Source organism: Serratia sp. S4 (genome assembly GCF_000347995.1).
GTDB classification, from domain to species: Bacteria; Pseudomonadota; Gammaproteobacteria; order Enterobacterales; family Enterobacteriaceae; genus Serratia; species Serratia quinivorans.
In genome coordinates this window covers 2,772,388-2,799,247 of sequence record NZ_KB661120.1, presented here as the reverse complement: position 1 = coordinate 2,799,247, position 26,860 = coordinate 2,772,388, and the positions used below count along the sequence as shown (strand labels likewise).

At 56.8% G+C, this 26,860-nt stretch carries 26 protein-coding genes; 9 read left to right on the top strand and 17 right to left on the bottom strand.

Annotation, left to right across the window (positions count from 1 at the left end):
* Window positions 1–38: 38 nt before the first annotated feature.
* The 4 genes from SERS4_RS0113820 (at window position 39) to SERS4_RS0113805 (ending at window position 6,076) form a co-directional block, all read left to right on the top strand.
* The gene (locus SERS4_RS0113820; protein ID WP_017892958.1) at window positions 39–752 is read left to right on the top strand and encodes a flagellar brake protein; all 714 of its coding nucleotides are present in this window, start codon (window positions 39–41) and stop codon (window positions 750–752) included.
* 201 nt (window positions 753–953) lie between these two features.
* Complete coding sequence (locus SERS4_RS0113815; protein WP_017892957.1) at window positions 954–1,406, top strand: DcrB-related protein; 453 nt, start codon at window positions 954–956, stop codon at window positions 1,404–1,406.
* 9 nt (window positions 1,407–1,415) lie between these two features.
* Window positions 1,416–5,726 (top strand): RHS repeat-associated core domain-containing protein, encoded by a 4,311-nt coding sequence (locus tag SERS4_RS0113810; RefSeq protein WP_017892956.1) that lies wholly within the window; start codon window positions 1,416–1,418, stop codon window positions 5,724–5,726.
* On the top strand, window positions 5,726–6,076 hold the full coding sequence (locus tag SERS4_RS0113805; RefSeq protein WP_017892955.1) for a hypothetical protein: 351 nt from the start codon (window positions 5,726–5,728) through the stop codon (window positions 6,074–6,076). The genes SERS4_RS0113810 and SERS4_RS0113805 overlap by 1 nt, the downstream gene beginning before the upstream one ends.
* Window positions 6,077–6,209: 133 nt before the next feature.
* Here the strand turns inward: SERS4_RS0113805 and pdxY are convergent, their stop codons facing one another.
* From pdxY to SERS4_RS0113790, 3 genes are read right to left on the bottom strand one after another with little or no spacing between them, the layout of a single operon-like run.
* Entirely contained in the window at window positions 6,210–7,049 is an 840-nt protein-coding gene (gene pdxY / locus SERS4_RS0113800; RefSeq protein ID WP_012145294.1) for a pyridoxal kinase, read from the bottom strand.
* Window positions 7,050–7,766 (bottom strand): glutamine amidotransferase, encoded by a 717-nt coding sequence (locus SERS4_RS0113795; protein WP_017892954.1) that lies wholly within the window; start codon window positions 7,764–7,766, stop codon window positions 7,050–7,052. It abuts the gene before it with no gap.
* On the bottom strand, window positions 7,763–8,017 hold the full coding sequence (locus SERS4_RS0113790) for a hypothetical protein (RefSeq protein WP_012145292.1): 255 nt from the start codon (window positions 8,015–8,017) through the stop codon (window positions 7,763–7,765). Before SERS4_RS0113790 ends, SERS4_RS0113795 begins: the two co-directional genes overlap by 4 nt.
* Window positions 8,018–8,085: 68 nt before the next feature.
* Between SERS4_RS0113790 and SERS4_RS0113785 the strand changes: the two genes are divergently transcribed.
* Window positions 8,086–9,390, top strand: coding sequence for an aminotransferase class I/II-fold pyridoxal phosphate-dependent enzyme (locus tag SERS4_RS0113785; protein ID WP_017892953.1), 1,305 nt, complete (start codon window positions 8,086–8,088; stop codon window positions 9,388–9,390).
* Between the two features lie 10 nt (window positions 9,391–9,400).
* Here SERS4_RS0113785 and SERS4_RS0113780 read toward each other — a convergent pair whose 3' ends face one another.
* The 4 genes from SERS4_RS0113780 to SERS4_RS0113765 all read right to left on the bottom strand — a co-directional run bounded on the left by SERS4_RS0113780 (window position 9,401) and on the right by SERS4_RS0113765 (window position 14,056).
* Window positions 9,401–10,372: an LLM class flavin-dependent oxidoreductase gene (locus tag SERS4_RS0113780; RefSeq protein WP_012145290.1), complete on the bottom strand. Its 972-nt coding sequence runs from the start codon at window positions 10,370–10,372 to the stop codon at window positions 9,401–9,403.
* 156 nt (window positions 10,373–10,528) lie between these two features.
* Window positions 10,529–11,362 (bottom strand): D-alanyl-D-alanine endopeptidase, encoded by an 834-nt coding sequence (gene pbpG, locus SERS4_RS0113775; RefSeq protein WP_017892952.1) that lies wholly within the window; start codon window positions 11,360–11,362, stop codon window positions 10,529–10,531.
* Window positions 11,363–11,504: 142 nt separating this feature from the next.
* Window positions 11,505–12,419, bottom strand: a complete 915-nt coding sequence (ppk2, locus tag SERS4_RS0113770; RefSeq protein ID WP_012145288.1) for a polyphosphate kinase 2 — start codon at window positions 12,417–12,419, stop codon at window positions 11,505–11,507.
* 26 nt (window positions 12,420–12,445) lie between these two features.
* Window positions 12,446–14,056 carry an inorganic phosphate transporter gene (locus SERS4_RS0113765; RefSeq protein ID WP_017892951.1) on the bottom strand — a complete coding sequence of 537 codons (1,611 nt, stop codon included), beginning with the start codon at window positions 14,054–14,056 and terminating at the stop codon, window positions 12,446–12,448.
* Window positions 14,057–14,260: 204 nt separating this feature from the next.
* Between SERS4_RS0113765 and SERS4_RS0113760 the strand changes: the two genes are divergently transcribed.
* Window positions 14,261–15,289 carry a transporter gene (locus tag SERS4_RS0113760; protein ID WP_017892950.1) on the top strand — a complete coding sequence of 343 codons (1,029 nt, stop codon included), beginning with the start codon at window positions 14,261–14,263 and terminating at the stop codon, window positions 15,287–15,289.
* Here SERS4_RS0113760 and SERS4_RS0113755 read toward each other — a convergent pair whose 3' ends face one another.
* The 9 genes from SERS4_RS0113755 to SERS4_RS0113715 form a co-directional block, all read right to left on the bottom strand.
* A complete protein-coding gene (locus tag SERS4_RS0113755; protein ID WP_017892949.1) occupies window positions 15,290–15,823 on the bottom strand; it encodes an SRPBCC family protein in 534 nt (177 codons plus the stop codon).
* 3 nt (window positions 15,824–15,826) lie between these two features.
* On the bottom strand, window positions 15,827–16,174 hold the full coding sequence (locus SERS4_RS0113750; protein ID WP_012145284.1) for a helix-turn-helix transcriptional regulator: 348 nt from the start codon (window positions 16,172–16,174) through the stop codon (window positions 15,827–15,829).
* A 90-nt stretch (window positions 16,175–16,264) separates the two neighbouring features.
* Complete coding sequence (locus SERS4_RS0113745; protein WP_017892948.1) at window positions 16,265–17,491, bottom strand: Zn-dependent hydrolase; 1,227 nt, start codon at window positions 17,489–17,491, stop codon at window positions 16,265–16,267.
* Entirely contained in the window at window positions 17,488–17,979 is a 492-nt protein-coding gene (locus tag SERS4_RS0113740) for an L-2-amino-thiazoline-4-carboxylic acid hydrolase (RefSeq protein ID WP_017892947.1), read from the bottom strand. Before SERS4_RS0113740 ends, SERS4_RS0113745 begins: the two co-directional genes overlap by 4 nt.
* A 29-nt stretch (window positions 17,980–18,008) precedes the next feature.
* Complete coding sequence (locus SERS4_RS0113735; RefSeq protein WP_017892946.1) at window positions 18,009–19,169, bottom strand: branched-chain amino acid ABC transporter substrate-binding protein; 1,161 nt, start codon at window positions 19,167–19,169, stop codon at window positions 18,009–18,011.
* Window positions 19,170–19,203: 34 nt separating this feature from the next.
* A complete protein-coding gene (locus tag SERS4_RS0113730) occupies window positions 19,204–19,917 on the bottom strand; it encodes an ABC transporter ATP-binding protein (protein WP_012145280.1) in 714 nt (237 codons plus the stop codon).
* Window positions 19,910–20,680: an ABC transporter ATP-binding protein gene (locus SERS4_RS0113725; RefSeq protein WP_017892945.1), complete on the bottom strand. Its 771-nt coding sequence runs from the start codon at window positions 20,678–20,680 to the stop codon at window positions 19,910–19,912. Before SERS4_RS0113725 ends, SERS4_RS0113730 begins: the two co-directional genes overlap by 8 nt.
* On the bottom strand, window positions 20,677–21,789 hold the full coding sequence (locus SERS4_RS0113720) for an ABC transporter ATP-binding protein (RefSeq protein ID WP_026142391.1): 1,113 nt from the start codon (window positions 21,787–21,789) through the stop codon (window positions 20,677–20,679). Before SERS4_RS0113720 ends, SERS4_RS0113725 begins: the two co-directional genes overlap by 4 nt.
* A 9-nt stretch (window positions 21,790–21,798) precedes the next feature.
* The gene (locus tag SERS4_RS0113715; protein WP_012145277.1) at window positions 21,799–22,749 is read right to left on the bottom strand and encodes a branched-chain amino acid ABC transporter permease; all 951 of its coding nucleotides are present in this window, start codon (window positions 22,747–22,749) and stop codon (window positions 21,799–21,801) included.
* 171 nt (window positions 22,750–22,920) lie between these two features.
* On the opposite strand from SERS4_RS0113715, the gene SERS4_RS0113710 reads away from it, so the two are divergent.
* From SERS4_RS0113710 to SERS4_RS0113700, 3 genes are all read left to right on the top strand, one after another.
* Complete coding sequence (locus tag SERS4_RS0113710) at window positions 22,921–23,829, top strand: LysR substrate-binding domain-containing protein (RefSeq protein WP_218216479.1); 909 nt, start codon at window positions 22,921–22,923, stop codon at window positions 23,827–23,829.
* Window positions 23,830–23,900: 71 nt separating this feature from the next.
* Window positions 23,901–25,778: a potassium transporter Kup gene (locus SERS4_RS0113705; protein WP_017892942.1), complete on the top strand. Its 1,878-nt coding sequence runs from the start codon at window positions 23,901–23,903 to the stop codon at window positions 25,776–25,778.
* A gap of 101 nt (window positions 25,779–25,879) precedes the next feature.
* Entirely contained in the window at window positions 25,880–26,182 is a 303-nt protein-coding gene (locus SERS4_RS0113700; protein WP_017892941.1) for a cupin domain-containing protein, read from the top strand.
* Here the strand turns inward: SERS4_RS0113700 and SERS4_RS0113695 are convergent, their stop codons facing one another.
* On the bottom strand, window positions 26,183–26,767 hold the full coding sequence (locus SERS4_RS0113695; protein WP_012145273.1) for a TetR/AcrR family transcriptional regulator: 585 nt from the start codon (window positions 26,765–26,767) through the stop codon (window positions 26,183–26,185).
* Between the last annotated feature and the right edge of the window lie 93 nt (window positions 26,768–26,860).

The following is a 26,860-nucleotide window of genomic DNA, read 5'->3' as shown; positions in this document are numbered from 1 at the left end:
ACGTGTAAAGCGTCATTGGGAAGAGTCAGGAGCGACGAGTGGAGCAGAATGATAACGGATTGTTTATCAAGCAGGAGCGATTCGAAGTACTGGCGATACTGCGTGAAATTTGTAAACAGCGCACGCCACTGAAGGTCGTCAATGATCGGCAGCAGTTTCAAAGCCTGCTGTTGAGCGTCGGGCCAGATAATATTGTGTTTAGCGGCGATGAGGCGGACAAGACGCTCGACGGCGAATGCACTATTGTGATTGAAAGCCACGACGCGAAGATCGAATTTTCCGTTGGTCAGGCCGAGTTCACCGACCATCAGGGCGTTAACGCCTGTTCAACCCGATTGCCGAAGGAACTGGTTTACATCCAGCGTCGTCGTCAATTTCGTGTCACTACCCCCCACTGGCGTGAATTTCTCTGCAGCGGCGAATACGCCGATGGCAGCGAGTACCAGTTGAGGATCCACGACCTGTCTGCCGGTGGCGTTGGTTTGCGAGTTGATGGCCCATTGCCGGAAAACCTGCAGCCCGGTTTTCAGTTTAAAAAGGCCTTGTTGGATCTCGGCAGCTACGGCAGTTTCAAGGTCAATATGGAACTGGTGGTGATCAATGAAGATCACGAACTCGATGACGACGACAACATGGTGCACTTCTCGCGCCTGTCGTGCCGTTTTATGAAGCTGGGCCTGGCAATGGAAAGAAAAATTCAGAGCGCAGTGTTTGCTTTCGAATTGGATTTCAATAAAAAGAAAAAACGCTGACAAGCGGCATCGCGTTTGCCATCTCCTTTCATTAAACGCAGTATTCAGAGGGGTTCCGATACCCAGACGCGGTCTGGCATGGTGCGGAACCTCGTCCTCTCCCCCTCTATTAATGTTAATCATGCCGATTAATATTGAATTTTCATTTGTCCTTTTGTTATGCGATGCTTAAGACTTCGTTAAGCAAAAGGACTCTGCGTGATGCCTGATTATTCCCGTTGTACCTTTACCGAAGGCAGCGTTGCTTTGCCGGAAGGCTACAGCGATCGTACCGTCAATGTGTTGTTGGCCGGCGATGATATCTCCCCCTCTCTGAATATTTCCCGTGATGCATTGCAACCTGATGAAACCTTGAACGGTTACATTACGCGTCAGCTTGAAACCCTGTCCCTCAGCCTCAAAGGCTGGGTGCTGAAGGGGCGCGAGCCGGTGACATTGGGACGCAGTGGCTTGCCAGGGGAGTCTGTGCATGCCAGCTACCTGCGCGATGGCAAACGCATCTGGCAACGACAGGCGGTGTTCGCACTGACGGATGGGCGCGTACTGGTATTTACCCTCGCGCAACCCCTTAAACTGGCTCCTCAAGATGAAACCTTATTGCTCCAGGTTTTGGAGAGCTATCAGCAGACACCGGACGTAAGCGGTCAGCCATAAGGAACATTTATGAGTGAAGCGGCACGCGTCGGCGATACCATCGGGCATTCCCATGCCCTGGCCGGTATGATTGGCGGCACAATAGTCGGTGGCCTGATCGCCGCCGCCGGAGCGGTAGCGGCCGGTGCCCTGTTCGTCGCCGGGCTGGCCGCATCCTGTATAGGAGTCGGTGTGTTGCTGATCGGTGCCAGCCTGGCGGTGGGTTATCTCACCGGGGAGGCGGCCACCGCAGCCCGAGACGGCATTGCCGATGCCGGTGCCGGCAGCCTGTCGCCGACAGGCAAGATCGTTACCGGTTCCCCCAATGTATTTATCAACGGCAAACCTGCCGCGATCGCCACCCTTAGCCAGGTCGCCTGCAGCGATGATGGCCCGAGCATGCAGATGGCGCAGGGCTCCGACAAAGTCAGTATCAACGACCAGCCCGCTTCCCGCGTGGGTGACAAAACCAACTGCGACGCGCAGGTGATGGAGGGTTCGCCCAATGTGTTGATTGGTGGTGGAACCGTCACCACACTGCCGATTAAACCCGAAGTGCCGGACTGGCTGTACAAAGCCTCTGACCTGACACTGCTATTTGCCGGCCTGGTCGGTGGCGTCGGCGGGGCAGCAAGCAAACTGGGCGCACTGGGCAAAATGCTGAGCAAGCTGCCCGGCATCAACAAACTGGGGCGGATTGCCTGCCGTTTTGGCACCTTGATGACCGCCACGGCCGCCGCAGGCATCATTGCCCGCCCGGTGGATATCATCAGTGGCCAGAAGTTTTTATCCGGCGATGACGAACTGGATTTTGTGTTGCCATCTCGTCTGCCGGTAGCCTGGCAACGTTACTGGCGCAGTGGCAACCCCGGTGACAGCGTATTGGGTCGCGGTTGGAGTCTGTTCTGGGAGAGCAGTTTGCAGCCGTACCAGGACGGGCTGGTGTGGCGCGCGCCGTCCGGTGATTATGTTTCCTTCCCGATGGTACCCCGTGGTCACAAAACCTATTGCGAAGCCGAAAAGTGCTGGCTGATGCACAATCCCGACGGCAGTTGGCAACTGTTCGATGTTGGCGAGCAAAGCTACCACTACCCGCGTCTGGACGGTGAACAGCCGAGCCGGTTATCTATGCTGACCGATGCCACCGGCAATACCACTTCGCTGTTTTATGATGACCACGGCCAACTGATTGAGTTGGTCGACAGTGCCGGCCAGCGCTTAACCTGCCGCTATATGACTACCGCTAACGGTCTGCTGCGCCTCAGCGGCGTATTGCTGCATACCCCAAACGGCGAACGGTCGCTGGTCAGCTACGGCTACGACGATGAAGGACAACTGATCACAGTGACCAATGGTGCCGGTGAAATCTGCCGGCGCTTTAGCTGGCGTGATGGACTGATGGCCAGCCATCAGGATCAAAATGGGTTGCTCAATGAATACCTGTGGCAGGAGATTGAAGGATTACCCAGGGTCAGCGCCTGGCGTCACAGTGCTGGCGAAGAACTGACGCTGCACTACGATTTTGTCGGTGGTGTGCGGCGAGCGGTGCGGGATGACGGTAAACAGGCGTTGTGGCAACTGGATGACGACAACAACGTGGCGCAGTTTACGGATTTTGACGGGCGTAAATCGGCATTTATCTATGAGCGGGGTGAGTTGTGTGGCGTGGTATTGCCAGGCGGCGCTCAGCGATACAGCGAATGGGATAACTATGGTCGCTTGCTGAGTGAAACCGACCCGCTCGGCCGCAAAACGACTTACCAGTATTCCCGCAACAGCGGCCGCTTGTTCTCTGTGACCTCCCCAGACGGCAGCCAGACGTTTCAGCATTGGGATACCCAGGGCCGACTAACCAGACAGATTGATGCGTTGGAGAATACGACTTCTTACGACTACCCCGATACGGAAGAGAGTTTGCCGGTGCGCATCACAGACGCTCTGGGGGGCGTGGTGAGACTTGACTGGAACAGTCAGGGGCTGTTGACGCGTTATACCGACTGTTCCGGCAGCGTCACCGCCTATGCGTATGACGTGCTCGGCCAGTTGACACAGTGTACCGACGCGGAAGGCCACCTGACCCAATACCGTTGGGATGCTGCCGGTCGCCTGCAAGCGTTGCTTCATCCGGACGGTAGCGAAGAGCGGTTCGTCTGGAATGCGCAAGGCCAGTTGGCTCGCCATCAGGACTCGCTCGGCAGCGAAACCCGCTGGGCGTATAACCTGCTGGGCCAACCTGTCAGCATCACCGACCGCATCAACCGGACGCGCCACTACCATTACAATAACCGGGGCTGGTTGACGAATATTGAGAACGGCAACGGTGGGAACTATCACTTCAGCCACGATGCCGTCGGCCGGATAATGGGTGAGCGCCGCCCGGATAATACCGACCACTTTTATCGTTATGGCCCCGATGGCCAACTGACCGAGCATCGGGAAACCGGGCCGCTGGATACCTCGGTATCTCCAGCTCAGCGCCTGCACCAACTCCGATATGACGAAGCGGGCCAACTGGTCTGGCGCGGTAACGACAGCGCCCAATGGCAGTATTGTTATGATGCTGCGGGCAGGCTGAATACTCTGACGCGTACGCCAACAGCCGTCGGCGCGGCGTTGGGTATTGAAACCGACCGCGTGCAGTTGCAATACGATGCTGCCGGCAATCTGCTGACGGAACAGGGCGTCCACGGCGAGTTGCAGTATCAGTGGGATGCGCTGTCCAACCTGCAGACACTGACCTTGCCACAGGGAGACCAGTTGCAGTGGTTGTACTATGGTTCCGGCCACGCCAGTGCCGCAAAGTTTAACCAGCAGCTGGTGAGTGAATTTACCCGTGACCGCCTGCACCGGGAAACCGGCCGCACGCAGGGCGCGTTGCAGCAACATCGCCAGTATGATGCGTTGGGGCGCAGAACCTGGCAGAGCAGTACCTTCAGCTACGGGCAGGTAGCCAAACCGGAAGACGGTGTGCTGTGGCGGGTATTCCGTTATACCGGTCGGGGTGAGATTGAGGGCGTCAGTGATGCGCTGCGCGGCGAGGTGCACTACGGCTATGATGCCGAAGGGCGTCTGTTGCAGCACCGCGAGCAGAACCTCGGCAAGCCAGGTAACCGGCTGGTGTATGACGCCGCCGATAATCTGTTGGGTGAAAAAGGCCCGGACAGCGACGTCGAAAGGTATTTACCGCTGGCACCCATCGTCAGCAACCGTCTGACACACTGGCAGCAGTTATTCTACCGTTACGACGCCTGGGGCAATCTGGTCAGTCGGCGCAACGGGATGTATGAACAACATTATCGTTACGATGCCGACAACCGGCTGATACAGGCCCATGGTCGTGGCCCGCAGGGAGAGTTTGAGGCGCAGTATCATTACGATGCGCTGGGCCGTCGCAGCCGCAAACAGGTGCGCTACAAAGGTAAACCGGAACAAACCACGTGTTTCCTGTGGCAGGGATATCGCTTGCTGCAAGAGCAGCGCGACAACGGCACGCGCCGGACATGGAGTTACGATCCTGCCAGCCCATGGACACCGATGGCGGCGCTAGAACAGGCCGGCAGCAGCCCGCAGGCGGACATCTACTGGCTGCATACCGATCTCAACAGCGCACCGCTGGAAGTGACCGACGGCGCTGGCAATTTACGCTGGTCTGGGCAGTACGATACTTTCGGCAAGTTGCAGGGCCAGACGGTTGCCGGTGCGGAACGCCGCAAAGGGGCTGTCTACGACCAGCCGCTGCGCTATGCGGGGCAATACCAGGATGATGAAAGCGGATTACACTATAATCTGTTCCGTTACTACGAGCCGGAGGTCGGCAGATTCACCACACAGGATCCGATTGGCCTGAGTGGTGGGATGAACCTGTACCAGTATGCGCCCAATCCTTATGGATGGGTGGATCCGCTGGGTTTGGCCAATCGACCAGCTAACGGCAAATATCATATATTCCAAGAGCACACTATTGCTCCTGGGAATATTTACTCCAGTGATGCGGTTCAATTTAACCGCGCAAACACAGAGTTTCTTGCAAGAATGGATGCTGATCCTTCTTTCAGACGGGATATGTTGGGCCGATATCCGGAATTGGGGGAATGGATGAAAAGCCCGAATAAAGCCTCAAGTCCACCAATATTAACTTGGCATCATCATGAAGATGTAGGTCGTTTGGTGTTGGTTGATCGCGTAGATCATGCAGATAATCACGCTCTTTACCATCCTACGGGTAAAGGCGGACGCGAAATGTGGGGTGGTGGAGAGCCCGGAAGACGAGGTAAGCTGGATGGTGCCACGGGTAACCTTAAGGCCGCCAGAGCCAGGAGTAGAACAGGAGGGGGATGTTAATGAAAGAGCTAGAGTACATGACGCCTTACAGCCTAGAGAATCTGATGACTAAAATCGTTCAAGAGGGTTATGCAAAGGATAATTTCTGCCTTTATACCAAAGAGTACGAGGCCACAGCTGCGCTCGGACTGACATGTTATCTTGAGCGTTATCCACAAGTCAGTGATGATGATGAAGAAGTGTATCCTGACTATGTAGTACAAAATGAGTTGGAGCTGTTTTTTTATGGTGATCAGTTCATGGATGTGCTCAGAAGCGCGCTGAATCAAAAGCCAAACGCAACTATGGAAGAGCTGATATCGGGGTTGAATTATTACCTGGAGAATGATGCTTTTATTACGTTTTCATAGGCATAAAAACTTCGTAATCCAGTAAAGACTCCTTTACTGCCTTTCTGAGTTATCCGTAGCACCCTGTGTGGAGCCTATCCACGCAGGGTGAATGATACTCATCTACCGATGTCGGTATATCCGTGACTACGGCCTATTTCAAGGCACGCAGGCTGCCGATTTCCTCCAAACCGAAATGCGCCGCTTCAGTCAGCACATCGCAGACCTCACTGCTGGCGGTCAGGACTGCACTATTGAGATTTTTCCCGTTCAACAAATGGCTGACCAGCAACGCGGTAAACATGTCACCGGTGCCTTTTACCTTCGACTGAATCTTGGGATGGGTATAGCTTTGCACCTCGTCGTGGCTGACCAACAGTAAGCCAATCTGATCGTCATTTTCCGCCACGCCTGGCGCACTGGTCACCAGTACCCACTCGGTAGTGTCATTCAATAACGCCTGTGCGGCATGCTGCGTTTGCTCTCGGCTGGTTAACGGATGCCCGCAAAGTTGCTCCAGTTCGAAACCGTTGGGGGTGAGGCCATTAGCCAGTTGCAGGAACGGTGAACGATAACAACTGACGATACGTTCATCCACGTAAACGCCTTCACCGTAATCGCCCATCACCGGGTCGATATAAATTTTTATCTGCGGATTGATAGCGCGCACGCGCTGTAGCCAGGTGTGTAGAAAATGACATTGGCCAACGTCGCCCAGATAACCGATGATCACCGCCCGGGTGCGTTTCATTACGCCGCGGGTCAGTAAATCCTCGAGAAAGCCGCTGAACCACTCGGCCGGAATTACGCCACCGCTGGGCGCGCCGTAATAGGGCGGGCAGCCGAACAGCACGCTGGGCACCTGTAACGCTTCCAGCCCTTTTTTCAGCAAGGTGCGATAGGCGATACCGTTGCCGACGCTGCCGTACACGACCTGCGATTGAATACTGATCACATCAATCTGCGGCGGTTGTAATTGAGAAACCTGTTGCATCTATAACATCCTTGGTTCGACTTTATCCAGCCACCGCGTAAATACCTGACGGGCGCGCTGTTCTAATTCTGTACCGTAGCGAGCGGCCTGTTGGCGCAAACGCTGTGGCAGAATACCGGCCAGCTCAAGCTCACAGGCATGGCCCACCAGCCAGCGTTCCAGGTCCTGATGATCGGCTTCCAGATGGAACTGTAGCCCAAGGGCGAAATCCTGATACTCAAAAGCCTGATTAGGACAAACTTCGGTACCGGCCAGGCAGGTCGCGCCCTCCGGGATCATAAACATATCGCCGTGCCAATGCAGCACGGGTGTTGTTCCCAAGGGCGCCAGCACCGAGTCTTCATGCTCTGCCAATGTTAACGGTTCGAAACCGATCTCTTTCACGCCGAGCGAAACCACCTCGGCCCCCAGGGCCTGAGCCATCACCTGTGCGCCAAGACAGACGCCCAGCGTAGGCCGTTTTTGCTGCAGCCGCTGGGTTACCAGTGCTAATTCATCGTTGAGAAACGCATAATGCTGCTGACCGGCAAAATGCTGCGCCGCGCTGATCGGGCCGCCAAGCACCACCAACAGGTCGGTCTCCTCATTATTGATGGCACGTATATCGTCACGGCCCGCATCGTAATAATCAATCTGATAGCCCCGTAGTGAAAGCAGTGAGCCCAAGATACCGAGGTTTTCAAAATTCACATGTCTGATAGCGACAACTTTCTTCATGGCTGCACCTCCGTGCCAAGGGGATAAGGTTCCAGTTCCAGCGTATCGCCCAGGATGGTGATACCGCCAATGCCGCTTTGATAAACTATCCGACGCTCTTTGACCTGGCTGATATGCAGCCGGTAGCCCTGCTCCGTAGGAAACAGCGCCTGGGCCTGCTGCAGTTGGTCGCTGGCCCAGGGGGTGAACATCTGCAAACGGGCGAAAGCTTTGCCATCGTGTTGAATATCGAGTACGTAATGTTTTTCCATCTTTACCCCTTAACTTTTACGTTCCAAACAGGTAATCTGTTTTGAACTAATACAAAAAGGCTTTATGTATGGGTTCATTGTATGCAAAAGGCGGCAGCGCTGTCCAGATTGCTGAACAGATCAGCACGCAGATCAAGCAGGGGGATTTACAGCCGGGTGACCTGTTGCCGCCGGTGCGTCAACTGGCCGGCGAGCTGGGAGTTAACCCCAATACCGTTGCCAGCGCCTATGGCAAGCTGCGCGATGCCGGGTTGGTCGCTACCCGCGGGCGTGCCGGTACTCAGGTACTGGAGCAACCCCTGATGGCGGTACGCAGTATTCGGCAGGTACCCGAAGGCATGCGTGATTTGGCCAGCGGCAATCTGGATGGAAGCTTGCTACCGGCACTGTCGCTGAGTGCGGCCGACGTCTTCCCACAGCAGAGTGGCTATGACATCAGCGGTGATTTACCGGCGCTATGTCAGCTTGCCGCTGACTGGTTGAGCCAACAGGGGGCGGAACTGGGTGAGACGGCGGTATTTTCCGGGGCGCTGGATGCCATCGAAAAGGCGCTGCGCAGCCATGCGGCACCGGGGGCCTCGGTGTGGGTGGAAGATCCCTGCTGGCCACCGTTATTGACGCTGCTGCGGCATCTGCGTCTCAAACCCTTGCCGCTGCTGGTAGATGAACAGGGTTGCCGTCTGCCGGAAAAGGACGCGGGTACGCAGGGGTGTGCAGTGATCCTGACGCCACGCGCACAGAACCCAACCGGTATGTCGCTTAGCGCTACACGTGCCAATGACTGGCGTGAGTTCCTGGCCCAAAATCCGGGTTGTCTGGCGATTGTCGATGATTTCTGGGGGCCGCTATCGCAACAGCCACTGAATTTGCCGTTTACGGCAGACAAGGGTTTGTATGTGCTGTCACTGAGCAAGTTTCTCAGTCCGGATCTGCGTATAGCGCTGGCCTGCGGCAAGCCGCAACTGTTGCAGGCAATGCGTGCGGATCAATACATACGCGAACGCTGGGTCAGCCATATTCTGCAGCAAATTGCCGCCAAATTATGGATGCAGGCGCAGCGTGATGGCTTGCTGGTGCGGGCGCAGCAGGCTTACCAGCAACGACGTGACGCGTTGACGGAGCGGTTGCAAGCATTGGCCGGCTCGCGGTTAGCGCCGGGTGAAGGGATACATATCTGGCTGCCGGTGCGTTCAGAAGCCGCCGCCAGCCAAATCATGGCACAGCGCGGCTGGTTGGTGCAGGGCGGTGAACCCTTCCGTCTGAAAAGCGGCCCGGCGATCCGTGTCAGCCTGGCCAACCTGTTTCCGGAGCAGTTAGAGGCAGTGGCTCAGGATCTGGCCGTGGCCATCGGCGCTGGTGCCGTGGTGAACTGATTGGGCAGGCTCAGGCCTGCGCCAACAGTTGCAAAGAGGTCAAACGGGCGACAGGCTCGCTGATCGGCGTGTCTATCACAAACTCTTCCACGCCATATTGCTGCTGCAATTGATCTAACTGACTCCTTACCTGCCGGGCAGTGCCGAGCAGGATGTGGCTTTCGCGCGGCTCAATACGGTAATCGGTAGCTCCGGCCTGCTGAACATAACTCTCTGCCTGCTCAAGGCTGCCGACCGTCACGCTTTGTCCGCCGGTCACGTGTACCCGGTATTGCTGGATCCCGGCGGCCAACGCTTGAGCCTGATCGGCCGTGTCGGCAACGATCACCGCGACGGCCAGCAGGGCTTTGCGTCCGCCACTTTGCTCGGCGTAATGAGCCAGTGCGCGCTGGATATCGTCCGGGTTACCATTGAGCTGCGCGGCAAAGACAAAGGCCCAGCCGTGTTCTGCAGCCAGTTGGGCACTTTCTTTGCTGGCCCCCAGCAGGAAGCGTTGTGCGGGCTGCGACGGTTGCGGTGTGGCACTCAGGCCGGGTTGCGCGTCATCATTGAGGTAGGCGTTGAGCTGGGCAAGCTGCTGCGGAAAGTCCGGTTTATTCTGTTGATCGTGGGCGGCCTGCAGCGCCTGGGTAGATAGCGGCAGCCCGCCGGGCGCTTTACCCACCCCCAAATCGACCCGTCCCGGTGCCAGTGTCGCCAGCAGATTGAAGTTTTCTGCCACCTTATAGGCGCTGTAATGTTGCAGCATGACCCCGCCGGAGCCAATGCGGATACGGGAGGTTTGCCCGAGTAAATAGGCGATCAGCACTTCGGGGGAAGGGCAAGCGAGCTGCGCGGTATTGTGATGCTCGGCCAGCCAAAAGCGACGGTAGCCCCAAATTTCCGCCTGCTGCGCCAAATGCAGCGTGCGTGTCAGCGCCTGGGCGGCGCTCTCTCCTTCGGCAATCGGACTTTTTTCCAACACGCTCAGGGCATAAGCCATTTTCCTGCTCCTTTATCATCATTTATTGATGACAAATAGCATGCCCGGCCCCACAGGCTTAATATTGATTGGAGATAGGATATTCCATTGATAAAAAACGGATTTGGATATGCGCAGAACGGTAAAGAGGCGCGTGATTAACGCGCCTGAAACAGATCAGGATTCCAGCCAGGCTTTCAGGCGAATGGCGTCTTTATAGTGGCCATAGCGCTGCTTCGAGCCGAGCAGGATGATCACCACCGGCTGCCCTTTAATCAGGGTACGCATCACCAGACAGTGTCCGGCTTCGTCGGTGAAACCGGTCTTTTGCAACTGGATTTTCCAGGTGGGATTGTTGATCAGTCCATTGGAGCTGCGGTAGACCAATTGACCGCGGCCAGGACGCACGATTTGCTGTTTGTCGGTACTGAAACGGCGAATGGTCTGATAACGGTAGGCGTGATTAACCATTTTCAGCAGGTCATTGGCACTGGCGACATTGCGCGGTGTCAGCCCGGTAGGATCGTAGAAACGGGCGTGTTTCATGCCAATGGTGCGCGCTTTTTGATTCATTTTCGCCACGAAGGCTTTGCGCCCCCCGGGATAGTTGCGGCTCAGCGCGGAAGCGGCGCGATTTTCCGATGACATCAGCGCGATATGCAGCATGTCACGGCGGCTGAGGGTAGAGCCGATCGTCAGGCGCGAGTGGGTTTTCTTCAACAAATCACGGTCGGCGGCGGTGACCATCATCCTGTTGCCCAGCGGACGCTTGCTGTCCAGCGTGACCATGGCTGTCATCAATTTGGTTAGCGAGGCGATAGGCTGCACCCGGTTGGCTTGTTTCTGATACAGGATTTTCCCGCTACGTTGATTGACCACCAATACCGATTTTGAGTACAGCGCCAGCGGCGCAGCGGCTTGTGCTGCGGGCAGGATGAACAGCAGTGTGAGAACCAAAATGGCGCCGAAGCGGCGTGCGGGAAAACGGATGAGGGAATTAAATAAAGACATGGCAGACGTGACTATGATCCTGAAAGGTGAATGAATATCAGCAAGAGTCTGCACAGCAAATGTGGAGAAAATAGGGTGGCGTTGTAACGGGATGAGAATCCGACAGGGATCAGGGAGGCGTTTTACTGCCTCCCTGGATAAATCAATACACTTCAGGCACCACCATATTGTCGGGCACCGGGTGGCGGTTGTAATCCGGGCTGCGTTTACGCGGCGGCAGGGTGATGACATTGCCTTCCGCCTCTTCGTATGGCAGTTGCTCAAGCAGATGGCGAATACAGTTCAGGCGAGCCTTTTTCTTGTCGACGCCCTGAACCACCCACCATGGCGCCTCAGGAATGTTAGTACGCGCTAACATGACCTCTTTGGCCTCGGTGTAGTCTTCCCAACGGCGGCGGCTCTCCAAATCCATCGGGCTAAGCTTCCACTGCTTTAACGGATCGTGGATGCGGCTGAGAAAGCGCAGTTCCTGCTCATCGTCAGTGATAGAAAACCAGTATTTGACGATCTGTATGCCGCTGCGCGTCAGCATTTTCTCGAACTCCGGCACGCTACGGAAAAACTCTTCATATTCCTCGTCGTTGCAAAAGCCCATCACTTTTTCCACCCCGGCACGGTTGTACCAGCTGCGATCGAACAGCACCATTTCGCCCGCCGCTGGCAGATGGGCGATAAAACGTTGGAAATACCACTGGGTACGTTCGCGGTCGTTCGGCGCAGGCAGCGCGGCCACGCGACAGGTGCGAGGGTTCAGGCGTTGAGTGATACGTTTGATCACGCCACCTTTGCCGGCGGCGTCGCGGCCTTCAAAAATGATCACCAGCCGGTGGCCGGTGCGCATCACCCAGTCCTGCAGTTTGACCAGTTCCCCCTGCAGGCGCAGCAATTCGCGAAAATATTGTTTGCGCCAGGCTTTCTTCTGGTCACTGTCCACTTCGCTATCGTCAAAGCGCAGGTCGTCCAGTTCCATCTCCAGCTCTTCGTCGTAACTGTCGTAAAACTCCTGCAGCAGGCGTTGGTTGAAGCTTTCGTCGCGGTCAAATTCATGCATGGCCATAATTAATTCTCCGTGTTAGCCCGGTTTTAGAAATGGGTGAAAATCCAGTACAGCCCGGCAGAAAGCAGCACTGAGGCCGGCAGCGTCAACACCCAGGCCATCAGCAGATTGCGCAGGGTGGACATTTGCAGGCCGGAGCGGTTGGCCGCCATGGTACCGGCGATGCCGGATGACAGAACGTGGGTCGTGGAGACCGGTAAGCCAAAAATATCCGCCGCGCCGATAGTGGTCATCGCCACCAGTTCGGCACTGGCCCCCTGGGCATAGGTCAGATGACTTTTGCCGATTTTCTCACCAACGGTGACCACAATGCGCCGCCAGCCGACCATGGTGCCCAACCCCAGAGCAATAGCTACCACCACCTTGACCCAGAACGGGATAAAGCGGGTGGCGCTGTCCAGATCGCTTTTCAGGGCGTCCAGATTGCGCTGCGAGTCAGCGGATAATTGCAGCTGTTTTTCCGACTTCAGGTGTTTAATCACCTCCGATGCCAGATACATATCGTTACGGGTGTTGGAAACCGCCTGCGCAGGGATTTTGTCGACCGAGCCGTATTGGCGAATTTGATCGCCAATGGCCCCGGTCAGCTGCGCCAGCGCTGGGACCACTTCTGCGGTCAGTTCACTGGTACGCACATAGCCGGTCAGCACGTCGCGCGGCGGAGTCTGGCTGACCTGCGGGAACTGGTGCAGCAGTTGGTTTTTGGTTACTTCCGCCAGTGCCGCCACGCGTGGGATTTGTTCTGGCGGCATGGAGCGGTTCAGCGCGTAGGCAATCGGCATGGTCCCGACCAGGATCAGCATGATCAGCCCCATGCCTTTTTGCCCGTCGTTGGAGCCATGGGCAAAGGAAACCCCGGTACAGGTGAGGATCAGCAAACCGCGGATCCACAGCGGCGGCGGCGAATCATTCTTGGGGGCGGTGTACAACTGACGATTTTTGACGAAGACTTTCAGCGCCAGCAGCAGCAGGGCAGCAAACACAAAACCGATCACCGGGGAAAGCAACAAGGCGTAGCCCACCTTAATCGCCTGGCCCCAGTCAACACCGCTGGTGCCGGTGCGGCCATGGATTAGCGCATTGGCTACCCCAACGCCGATAATCGAGCCAATCAGGGTATGAGACGAGGAGGCAGGCAGCCCGAGCCACCAGGTGCCGAGGTTCCAGATAATCGCCGAGAACAGCAGGGCGTAAACCATGGCAAAGCCATTGCCGGTACCGGCCTGCAAGATCAACTCAACCGGCAACAGCGAAATGATGCCGAACGCCACCACTCCGCTGGAGAGCAACACGCCGAGAAAGTTAAAGAACCCTGACCAAACCACGGCCACCATGGGCGACAATGAATGGGTATAAATAACGGTGGCCACCGCATTGGCGGTATCATGAAAACCATTAACAAATTCAAAGCCCAGCGCAATCAGCAACGCTAACCCCAATAAAAGGAACGGCAGGTAGCTGGTATATACCGCACCGGCATCGCTAACGTCGTTAAATAAATTCACCCCGGCAAAAGCTATCCCCAGTACTAATAAAAAAACAAAAAAAAGAACAGTGAGTCGACTGTTCTTTTGGTGGATTTTTGGCAGGCTGGACGCGGTTGGCGCACCTGCCTGAACGGCGCTGTTATCGCTCATAAAGGACCTTCCCGATAGACTTCATTAGAATACTGACGATGTTGTACAGTGCTGCCATCAAAGTATTGGGAAATAATGTGACTTTTTTATGACGCTAATATTAATCATCGGGAAAAGTGAAAATAATTAACGTTGTCATTTAAAGATTGATATAAAGGCGAAAGCCAATTAATTAATCAGTGCGGTTATTCAGGATAAAAGTTTATGGCTCAAACGGTTGCGGGAAAATTGCACAAACTTGATTTCGATGATGAGGTTACCGGGCTGATTTACGGACACGTGTTCCGCACGGCAGAGCCGCCGCAGCCGGTGTCTTCGCAGCAGGCTTGCCAGGCCTGGCAGGCGTTGGTACCGGGTGAGGGATTTATCTGGCTACATCTCAACCTTAACCATGCAGCCGCAGAAAAATGGCTAAAAAACCACTTTGCCATTTCCGATTTTTTCTTTGACGAAATCCGTCACGGTTCCCATACCACCCGCATTGAGCGCCAGGGCGATGATCTGTTCGCGGTGCTCAACGACGTCATTTTTCACCCCAAAGAGAACAATCCAGAGATTGCCACGCTGTGGCTGTACTGCCGTAGCGGGCTGGTGGTCACGGCAAGGCACAAACCGCTGCGTTTGATTGAGCGGTTGCTGGGCCGTCTGGGGCCGCTGCAACTGGCATCCTCTACCGAACTGTTGGCGCACCTGCTGGAAGAACAGGAAGAGGTGCTGGAGCAGGTAGTCCGCCAGGCCAACCAGTATGTTGACACCATTGAAGATCGCCTGTTGAGCAATCATGTGAAGCGTAACCGCACCGAACTGGGGCGCATGCGTCGCATGTTGTTGCGATTTCAGCGGCTTTTGGCACCGGAGCCGGCGGCGCTGTTTCGTTTACTGAATCGGCCGCCGACCTGGCTGAGCCGCGACGTGGTGCAGGATTTACGCCAGTTCACCGAAGAGTTCACCGTGGTATTGAACGACCTTGCCAGTCTGACCGAGCGAATTCGTCTGTTACAAGAGGAGATTGGCGCCAAGCAGATGGAGCAGAACAACCGCACGCTGTACACCCTGACGGTGATCACCGTATTGGCGTTGCCGATCAATATCGTTGCCGGTTTCTTCGGTATGAATGTGGGCGGGATCCCGCTGGCCAGCAATCACCACGGTTTTATCCTGTTGGTGTTGCTGGTCGGCGGCTTTACGCTGGTGACCGGCTATCTGGCCTTCAGACGCCGGGATGAAGGCTGATCAGAGTCTGGCCCGGTACTCTTCTTCCAGCCTGGCGTGGGTACTCCAGAAGGGCTTAGGTTGCCGGTCGTGCAGACGGTCAACCAGAATATCCAGATGGGTGTGCCAGCCGCCGGCCACGCTTAGCATTTCGTCACGGTTAGCCAGACGACGGTGGGTCACCGTCAACAGCACCGCGTTACCCTGTTCGGTCAATTCGAAGGTCACTTCGGAAGGGCGGTTCTGCCCCTGTTCCGCCCAGGTAAAGCTCAGCAACCGCGGCGGGAACAGGCAGGTGATATGGCCGACGTTACTGACGCTGCAACCGAGGTTTTTATATTTGGCCGGCGTTTGTTCATGCTCACCGGTCAAGTCGGAATTGCGGAACACCAGCTCAACCTGGGCACCGTTTTCCAGCTTCATATCGCCGGCGGCCAGCCAGGTGGCGCGTTTGTCGGATTCCGTCAGATAGGCCCAGACCCGTTCGATCGGGCCGGGCAGCAGCCGCTGAATGCGCAGCGTGCCGGTTTCAATAATCATGCCGTAGTCGTTCATAGTTCACTCCTTGGGAGGATTCGGTTCGGGCTGCAGCAGCGCTATTTCCAGCGCGTCCAGCCGCTCTGTCCAGAAATGCTCGTAGGTTTTCAGCCATTGCATGGCCTGCGCCATTGGCTCGGGTTCAAGCCGGCAGATATGGTTTCTTCCCTGCACGGTACGCTGCACCAGCCCAGCAAGCTCCAGTGCCTTGATATGCTTGGATGCACCGGCAAACGACATTTGCAGCGGCGCGGCCAGTTCACCAATGCTGTGCTCACCGCCGGCCAACGCACGCAGTATCGCGCGCCGCGTTGGGTCGGAAAGTGCACGAAAAATGGCGTCCAGCTGTGAGGAAGATAATTTAACCATATGGTTGAATATAGAACAGGCGGGCTAATATTCAACCAGTTTGTTGAATATTTTTTTCCAGGCCCCGGCCGATTAACCGGGGCTGTGGGATCAGGCGCGGGTTTGCGCCAGCAGCGCGTTAAGCAACACGTTGGCTCCGGCGGTCGCCCAAGCAGGCGAGATGTTTTCCAGTTCGTTGTGGCTGATACCGTCCACGCAGGGAATGAAAATCATCGCCGTGGGGGCCACCCGACTCAGGTAGCAGGCGTCGTGACCGGCACCGGAAACCATATCGCGGTGTGAATACCCCAGCGCCTGTGCCGCCTGTCGGACGCTGTCGATACAGCCTTGATCAAAACGTATCGGTTGATACTGGAAGATACGCTCGGCACTGGCGCTCAGCCCCTGGGTGCCAACCTCGGCCACCGCAGCCAGCAGCTGTTGTTCCATCTGTTCCAGTACCGCCTCTTGCGGGTGACGGAATTCAACGCTGAAGAACACCTTGCCAGGCACCACGTTACGCGAATTGGGGGTAATTTGTGCCATCCCCACCGTGGCGCGCGCGTCTGGCATGAAATGCTTGCCGATGTTGTTGATTGCCGTAACCAGGGTGGCGAAACCAAGCAGGGCATCACGGCGGCGATCCATCGGCGTGGTTCCGGCATGGGCGCTAAAACCGGTGATTTCCAGCTCATACCAGCGTTGACCTTGCGCTGTGGTCACTACGCCAATCTCAATGTTTTCCGCTTCGAGGATAGGGCCTTGCTCAATATGCAGCTCAAAGGCGGCGTGGATCGGCATGTCGCCCACGGTGTGTTCACCGGCGTAGCCAATCTGCTGCAACGCCTCACCGATACTGATGCCTTGTGAATCGCTGCGTGACAGGCCGTATTCCAGATCGAACACCCCGGCAAACACCCCGGAGGCAATCATTGCCGGGGCGAAACGAGCGCCTTCTTCGTTGGTCCAGTTGATCACTTCCAGCGCTCGCTCGGTGGCAATCTGGCGATCGTTAAGGGTGCGGATCGCTTCCAGACCGGCCAACACGCCATAAATACCGTCGAAACGGCCGCCGTTGGGCTGGGAGTCAACGTGGGAACCGGTGATCACCGGCGCCAATTCCGGGCGGGTGCCTTCACGGCGCAAAAACATATTACCCATGCGGTCGACCCGTACACTGCAACCGGCTGCCAGCGCCCAGTCACGCAATTGGTCGCGTGCCTGACGGTCCTCTTCGCTGAGCGCCAGGCGGGTGACGCCGTCTTTCGGGATGGCGCCGAATTGCGCCATGTCGAGCAGGCTTTGCCACAGGCGTTCGCCATTCACCTGATGCGTCATTTTTTCTCTCCCGGCGCTTTGGCGGTGTAGCGGAAATCGCAGCAGGACGCGCCGGACATAATGGTCTGGGTACGCTGCAGTTCGACATCCGGCGCATAGCCGACGATAAACTGACTGTCGCGAGCGCAGGACAACAGGTGGCCGATTTCCCCCAGCCCCATCTGGTGGTACATTTCGGCATAACGGCAGCGGGTGACGTTATAGTCGAAATGCTGCTCGTCCTGGTTGATCACCTTCACCTGCAGCGCATCGTCTTTTTCCCACAGGTACTGCAAGGCGGCGAAACTCTGCAAATCAGCGCCATTCGGCTCCTGCGCGGCAAAGTTTTTACCGGCCTCGATGGCCGCGTTTTCGATGGCTTCGCCAATCACCGCCTGCGCTCGCTCTTTACCGATCTCACGCACCAGGATTTGGTAGATTGGCTTGATGATTTCCGCCTCTATCCGGCGTCGGGCCAGAATGCCCAATTCGTTTTTTGCCTCGCTCATTGCCTTGCTCCTCACTGCCTTGCGGATTGTTATTGTGCTTTTGCGCCGCCCAGTACGCTTTGCGGCTGCCATTTGCCGTCAACCACCCGGTAAAGAGTGAAACTCGGCTGCTGCAGATTGCCCTGTGCATCGAACGCAATAGTGCCCGTGACGCCCTGATAATGGATGGCGCGCAGCTTCGGTAGATAATCGGCCGGATCGGCGGACCCCGCCTGCTCGATGGCGGCAATCAAAACCCGCGTAGCGTCGTAGGCGAAGGGCGCATGCAGTTCGATATGGGTTTTGTAGCGGTCACGGTAGGCCTGCTCAAAGGCTTTGCCGCCTGGCATCTGTTCCAGCGGCAGGCCCGGCTCCAGTGCCACCACGCCTTCACCTTCTTTCTGTGCCAGCGTCAGGAAAGTCTGGCTGACAAAGCCACCTGCGCCCATCAGTTGGGTGTTCATCCCCAACTGTTTGATGCGACGGGCCAGCGGGGCGGCCTGCGAGTCGACGCCGCCGAAGAAGATCAAATCGGCGTTCTTGCTGCGCACGGTGGTCAGTACCGCACTGAAATCAACGGTCTTGTCGTCGACATACTCCCGCGCGACCGGTTGCAGGCCCTGAGCCGCCAGCGACTTGATAAACTCATCTGCCAGCCCCTGGCCGAACGCGGTGCGATCGTCGATTACCGCAATACGCTTGGCCTTCAGCACCTTCACCGCATAGTCACCGGCATAATGACCGCCGTCATCGTCGTGGCCCATTACGCGGAAGCTGGTATCGAACCCTTGCTGAGTATAGCCGTGGCCAGTGGCGACCGGTGCGACCTGAGCAATACCGGCGTCGTGGTAAATACGTGCCGCCGGGATGCTGGTGCCGGTGTTCCAATGGCCGACCACGCCGGCGACGCCTTCGTCCACCAGGCGTTGGGCTACCGCAACGGCGGTGCGTGGGTCTGACTGATCGTCCTCGGACAGCAGTTTAAAGGTGACCGGCTTGCCTTTCAGCGTCGGTTTCTGGGCGTTGGCATCGGCGATGGCCAACTGCGCGCCATTTTCCAAATCCTTGCCGATACGGGCGGAAGGGCCGGTCAGCGGGCCTGCCAGCCCGATCAAAATAGTTTCATCGGCCTGAACCGGCGATGTCGCGCCCAGACTGACCAGAACGGCGGCGGCCAGCGCCAACGGCTTGAAGCGAGTTATCTTGCTCATGTAAAACTCCCGGTGTGGTTAAAAGTAAAAACGGTTATTCGCCCAGATAGGCTTGTTTGATTTTTTCATCGTCCAGCAGGTCGGCAGAGCGACCACAGTGGCTCAGGCTGCCGCTGTCCAGCACATAGGCGCGATCCGTAGATGCCAGTGCCAGTCGGGCATTTTGTTCCACCAAAAGCAGCGTGACACCGTCACGAGAAAGGCTTTTGATAACCTCAAAAATGGCTTCAACCACGATCGGCGCCAACCCCATTGAGGGCTCATCCAGCACCAACAGGCGCGGTCGGCTGAGTAACGCCCGGCCAATGGCCACCATCTGCTGCTCACCGCCGGAAAGCAGCCCGGCCTGCTGTTGCAGCCGTTCACGCAACCGCGGGAATATAGAGCAAACCTGTTCCAGATCTTGTCGCACCGCCGGTTTGTCACGGCGCGAATAGGCACCAAGCTGCAGGTTTTCCAGCACCGTCATGCGGGCGAAAATACCGCGGCCTTCCGGGACCATCACCAGGCCCTGTTGCAATAAGCGATGGGGTGGCATACCGCGAATGGAACGGCCATCGAACAGGATTTCCCCTTCGAAGGGTTGCAGACCGGTCAGCGCGCGCAGGCTGGAGGTTTTACCTGCACCGTTAGCACCGATCAAAGTCACCTGTTCGCCGCTGTTCACTGTAAAATCGATGCCTTTCACGGCATGAATGCCGCCGTAAGACACTTTTAACTGTTTGACCATCAATAAGGGTTCAGACATCGGCAGCTCCCCCCAGATAAGCGCGGATCACCGCCGGTTCACGTCGCACCTGTGCCGGTTCGCCTTCGGCGATCACTCGGCCGTAATCAAGTACCGTCAGACGGTCGCACAATCCCATCACCAGTTTGACGTCGTGCTCGATCAACAACAGGGTTTTGCCGCTTTCGCGGATACGTTGCAGTAGCTCGCGCAGCGCCACTTTTTCGGCGGCGTTCATACCGGCTGCCGGTTCATCCAGCGCCAGTAATTTGGGTTCGGTGGCCAGCGCCCGGGCGATTTCCAACCGCCGCTGGTGGCCGTAGGAAAGATCGCCGGCGCGATAGTGGGCAAACTGGCTGATGCCGACGTACTCCAGCAGCGCGTGGGATTTCTCTCGTGTGGCTTGCTCTTCCTCTCGGGCACGCCGATGGCGTGAGATCGCCGCCCACAGACCGTTGCGGGTGCGCAGATGGCAACCGACCATCACGTTCTCCAGAACGCTCATTTCATTGAACAAGCGCAGGTTTTGGAAGGTGCGGGCGATACCGGCCTGTGCCACCTTGTCGATGGCCTGCGGCTTGTAGCGGCGATCCTGCAGACGAAACTCGCCGCTGTCGGCCCGGTACAGGCCAGTGATCAGGTTGAAACAGGTGGTTTTTCCTGCACCGTTCGGCCCGATCAACCCGTAAATTTCGCCCTGGTGAATGCTGATGCTTACGTCATCCACCGCGGTCAGCCCGCCAAAGCGCTTACTGACGTGACTGAGTGTGAGAAGTGGCGTCATGAAGCGGCTCCCGGTTGATGGCGTGCCGGCCACAGGCCCGCAGGGCGATACAGCATCACCAGAATCAGGGCCAGCCCGTAGAACAGTTGGCGAATAATCTCTGGATCTATCCACACCTGGCCGAATAGCGCCTGTTGCAGAGGGCCCATGGTGCTGCGCAGCAGCTCTGGCAGGGCGGCCAGCAGTAATGCGCCGAGGATCACGCCGGGTATGTGGCCCATGCCGCCCAACACCACCATTGCCAATACGGCGATCGACTCTTGCAGAGTGAAGGATTCCGGTGAGACAAAGCCCTGAAACGCCGCAAACAGTGCGCCGGCGACACCGCCAAAAGTGGCTCCGATGGCGAAAGCCAGCAGCTTGAAGTTGCGTGTGTTGATGCCCATCGCCCGCGCTGCGTCTTCATCTTCGCGAATGGCGGTCCAGGCGCGGCCAATCCGCGAATGCTGCAGGCGCAGGCAGACAAACAGGATCAGCAACAGCAGAGCAGCGAACAGGTAATAATAGAGATACAGCGATGAAAAACGGATGCCAAACCACGTGTGCATACCGGAAAATTTCAGGCCGAACAGCGTGACCGGATCGATAGCGGAAATCCCTTTAGGACCATTGGTGATATTGAGTGGCCGGTCCAGATTACGCATCAAAATACGCACTATCTCACCGAAACCCAGCGTGACGATCGCCAGATAGTCGCCACGCAACCTCAGCGTAGGTGCTCCCAGCAGAATGCCGCACAGCGCTGCCAGCACCGCTGCCAGTGGGATCAACAGCAGGATCGACAGATGCAGCCCCTCAGGGAACCACTGCAACAGCAGCGGAAATTGTTGAGTAAGGTGCGGTGACGAGAGCAGTGCGGTCAGGTAGGCGCCGACGGCGTAAAAAGCGATAAATCCCATGTCCAGCAGGCCGGTGAGGCCGACCACGATGTTCAGACCCAGCGCCAGCATCAGATACAGCAGTGCGAAGTCGATCACCCGCACCCAATAGTTACCGCCGACGGATCCGGCCACCCAGGGGGCCAGCAGCAGACCGAGAAAAAACAGAACCACACCAAGTCTGGCGCGATGAGGGGAAGCGGTGTGTAGAGTAGCGGTCAGAATAGTCATCTCGTGTCCTCAGGCGCGGGTGGCGACGCGTTCGCCCAACAGCCCGGATGGGCGCAATACCAATACGGCAATCAAGATCAGGAAGGCGAAAACGTCCTGATAGTTACTGCCGAAGGTACCGCCGGTCAGTTCGCCGAGATAACCGGTGCCCAGCGACTCGAACAGCCCCAGCAATAATCCGCCGAGCATGGCACCGCGCAGGTTGCCGATACCGCCCAGCACGGCGGCAGTAAAGGCCTTGATGCCTGGCAGGAAGCCCATGGAGAAACCGGCGTTACCATAATTGCTGGCCATCATGATGCCCGCTATGGCTGCCAGTGCGCCGCCGAGGGCGAAGGTCAGAATGATGATGCGGTTGGGATCGATGCCCATCAGGCTGGCGACCTGCGGGTTTTCCGCCGTGGCACGCATGGCGCGGCCAAAGCGCGAGTGCTCGACCAGCAGCAGCAACCCGAGCATCACCAGTACTGCGACCCCCAGCGTGGCGATTCCGGTACCGGTGATCACCGCTGGTGCGTGTTCAGCGCTACCCTGGGTCAGGGCAATAGGTGACATGGGCAGCAGTTGCGGGAACATTAACGGATTGCGCGACCAGATCAGCATCGCCAGCGTTTGCAGCAGTAGCGATACGCCAATCCCGCTGATCAGCGGAGCCAGACGCGGAGCATTACGCAGGCGACGGTAGGCCAGCCGTTCAATGCTCATCGACACCAACGCGCAGACCGCCATGGCAACCAGCGCCGCCAGCAACAGCATGACGTAAGGTGACAGGCCAGGGAAATGATGCTGCAACACGCCCAGGGTAGACAGGGCGCTCAGTGCGCCAACCATCAACACATCGCCGTGGGCAAAATTGATAATGCGCAGAATGCCGTACACCATGGTGTAACCCAGGGCGATCAACGCATAAATGCTGCCGAGCATCAGTCCGTTGACGGTCTGCTGTACCAGCGTATCCATAGGGGGAGTCCCGAAAAATTATGATTCAGGAAGCTCAGAGTAGAGAGTTAGCGAAAATTGTAAAATACGGAAATATAATTTCTTATACAGAAAATGTGTGTTTTTAATTTATTGATTTATTTGTATATTAATTTCAAGCCGCCGACGATGTTTAACCGAAATAGTCAACATATGAAAAAAACAGAACAATGCGTCACAGCGTTGCCTAACGATCCGCCGCTGCGCGCGGTGCGGGCGTTTGAGGCTATCGCCCGCCTGGGTAGCATCACCGCCGCGGCGAAAGAACTTGCGATATCCCCTTCGGCAGTCAGTCACCAACTCAAAACGCTGGAGGCCTTTTTGCAAATGCCGCTGACCGAGCGGCAGGGGCGTAACCTGATCCTGCGCAACGAAGGGCGGGATTATTACCGCTCTATTCGCTCGGCGTTTAACGTATTACGCCAGGCGACCGAGCAGGTGCGTGAGCAATCGGCTTCCCGGCAGGTCACCATCAGCCTGATCCCGCTGTTCGGCATGGGCTGGTTTATTCCGCGTTTGCATGGGTTTCTGCGCGAAAACCCTGATATCGACATCAATGTGGTGTACGCCAACCACCGTAATTACCTCAGTGACGCTGCCGATATCTCGATTCGTTTTGGCACCGGGCAATGGAGCGGTTATCGCAGTGAAAAACTGATGTCCGGCAAAATGGTGCCGGTGTGCAGTCGGGGGTTTATCAAGGTGCACGGACTGTTGGACACGCCGGATCAACTTTCTCCACTGCCGCTGCTGCATGACGAAGAACGCACCACCTGGATGCAATGGTTTCAGTTGGCCGGAGTCCGTCGGCCGCTACGCAGTACCGGCCCGATGTTTGAAGATGGCTTGCTGACGCTGGCGGCGGTGCAGGCGGGTTTGGGCTGCGCCCTGATGCGTGAGCCGTTGATCGCGCCTTACCTCAGCAGCGGCGAACTGGTTAAGCTGTTTGACCTGGCAATTGATGACGGCCGAGATTACTACCTGTGCGTAAGGCAGAACACCGAACTGTCGCCGGAAGGGCTGAACCTGCAACGCTGGTTGCTCAAAGAGGCCGAAGGTTGAATAAGGCCACGTGCTAACGGCCTGAACTGTCTATCCTGAATATATCGCGATGGCTTATTCAGGAGCGCTTGATGACCACAGAGAATGAACCGGAAACGCCTAAAATGAGCCTGCCACTGCTGGCCGGTGGCGCATTGGGGGTGGTGTTCGGCGATATCGGCACCAGCCCGCTGTATACCCTGAAAACCGTGCTGTTTCTCTCCGGTGATGCGCCGTCGCCACCGGTGATCCTTGGCCTGCTGTCGCTGATTTTCTGGACGCTGGTGATTGTCACCTCACTGAAATACGCCATGTTTGCCATGCGTATCGATAACCGTGGCGAAGGCGGCATCATGGCGCTGATGTCATTGTTGGTCAGTAAGAAAAAGATCCGACCGATGGTGGTGTTTGCCGGCCTGTTTGGCGCGGCGCTGATCTACGGCGATGGTGCGATCACCCCGGCGATTTCGGTATTGTCGGCGCTGGAAGGGCTGAATATTGTCCTGCCCGAGTCTCAACCCTATATCCTGCCGGCGGCGGTGGTGATCCTGGTCAGCCTGTTCGCCATTCAACCCTTGGGCACCGCGCGCATCGGCAAAGTTTTCGGGCCGATTATGGCGCTGTGGTTCTTTTCCATCGCCGCGCTGGGCATTTGGGGAATTATCCAGCATCCGGCGGTGCTGATGGCGTTAAACCCGCTGTATGGCATTGATTTTCTGTTTTCCAATGGGCTGACCAGTTTCCTGGTGCTGGGCGGCGTTTTCCTCTGTGTCACCGGTGCGGAAGCGCTATACGCCGATATGGGGCACTTTGGCAAAAAACCGATCTGGCTCGCCTGGTTTGGCATTGTGTTCCCCAGCCTGTTACTGAACTATGCCGGGCAGGCCGCGCTGATCCTCTCCGGTGCGGACGTCACCCAGAATATCTTTTTCCGCCTGTGTCCGCCGATACTGCAAATTCCGCTGGTGATTTTGGCGACCCTGGCCACCATTATCGCCAGTCAGGCGATCATCAGCGGGGCGTTTTCCATGACCCGCCAGGCGATCCAGCTTGGTTGGCTGCCGCGATTGCGGGTCAAACAGACCACCGAAGAAAGTTATGGGCAAATTTACATCAGCGCCATTAACTGGCTGCTGATGGCGGCAACGGTATTTTTGACGGTGTTCTTCAAGTCATCCGATAATTTGGCCGCCGCCTACGGTATCGCCGTATCGCTCACCATGATCATGACTACCGGACTGCTGTTTGTGGCCATGCGCGAGGTGTGGCGTTGGGGAGCGATCGCCAGCCTGTTGGTGGCCGGAAGCTTCTTTATCGTCGATCTTAGCTTCCTGCTGGCCAATCTCAGCAAGGTAATGCAGGGCGGGTACGTCCCGCTGCTGCTGGCGACTCTGGTGTATGGCGTGATGTTAATCTGGCATCGCGGGGTGATCGCGGCTTCCCGTACGTTGGGTGAGAAGAGTGTGCCGCTGGCAGATTTTTTGGTCCATCTTGAGGAGCAGAGTATCCCCAGGGTTCCGGGCACGGCGATCTTTCTTACCCGCACCCTGAGCGGCACGCCGCCGGTGATGAAATGGCATGTCAAACGCAACGGTTCGCTGCATGCCAATGTGCTGTCGCTGCATATCACGATCGTTAACGAACCCCGGGTGGCGAATGCCGAACGGCTGGTGATGCGGCAACAATCACCGGGATTTTGGTGTGGCGTGGCGAGCTATGGCTTTATGGAGCGACCCAATATTCCTCGTCTGTTACACCATGCGGAGGCACAGAAAACCGGGCTGAATTTTGACGATGCCACCTATTATCTGGGGCTTGAAACCGTGGTGCGCCGCGAGGCCAATGACCGTTTACCGGCCTGGCAACGCAACATTTTTGCGCTGATGGTGCGTAACGGCATGCACGTGACGGATTACTATTATTTGCCGAGTGACCAGGTAGTCGAAATCAGCCGGCGGGTGCCGGTGTGAGCCGTTTGGCTATAGGTTAAAATCAATGGGTATTTAGCCAGCGGCGAGTGAGAGGGTAAATTGCCGTGGCAGCGATGGTGCTGCTAACGGACGAAGCCCCTATGTCATTATTCGATCTTGCTGCGCTGGCCAGCGATTTACCGGAAGCGTGGCGTTCCAGCGTATTGGGCCGTGTCGGCCCGGCCAATATCAAAGTATTGCGGATGGATCCGCGCACCATTGACGATGAAGTTCATGACTATCACGAAGGATTACTGGTGATCGCCGGGCAACTGCGGCTGGAAGTGAAGGGCGAGGAAATTACGATCAACGCCGGGCAACTGTATCAGGCCACTGCCGGCGTGCCGCATCGGGTACTGGCTGGCAGCCACGGCACCCTGGTGATATTTGATTTACCGGAGTGATCAATCCAGCGCCGAAAGCGCAATCTTGACCGCTGCCTCTAATCTTGCCCGGCTGACGCCATCGCGTGCCTGCACCGACAAACCGTGCAGGAAGGCGGCAAAATAGTCGCCGAGGGCGTCAGCATCGGTTTCTGGTGGCAGTTCCCCCGTCGCAACGGCGGTTTGCAGCCGGTCAATCATGCCCTGGGTGCGTTGCAAACGATGCTCCGCCAGCCAGTCTTTGATACCGCTGTTTTCGTCACTGACGCTGGCGGCGGAAGACACTACCATGCAACCTTGCGGCAGGTCAGTGCGGCTGTAGAGTGCTACCGCGTCGTCCAGCAGGCGTTTTATCGCCACACGTACGCTGCTTTCTTCGCTGAAAGCGCGATCGGCAAAACCACCTTCATGGTTTTCGTAGCTGGCAATGGCTTCGCGGAACAGCAATTCTTTCGAACCGAATGCTTTATAAATACGCGCAGAGGCAATGCCCAACTCGGCGACCAAATCCGACATGGAGGTGCCTTCATACCCCTGACGCCAGAAGAGATCCCGGGCTTTCAATAACGCCTGTTCACGGTCGAATTCGCGCGGTCTGCCTGCCATTCCTCTGTTCCTGTTTATCTGTTGTTCTGCGCAACAGGATCGCTTAAATCCACTGTAATACCAACGATTTTTTAAAATTCACTTGCTGAGGAA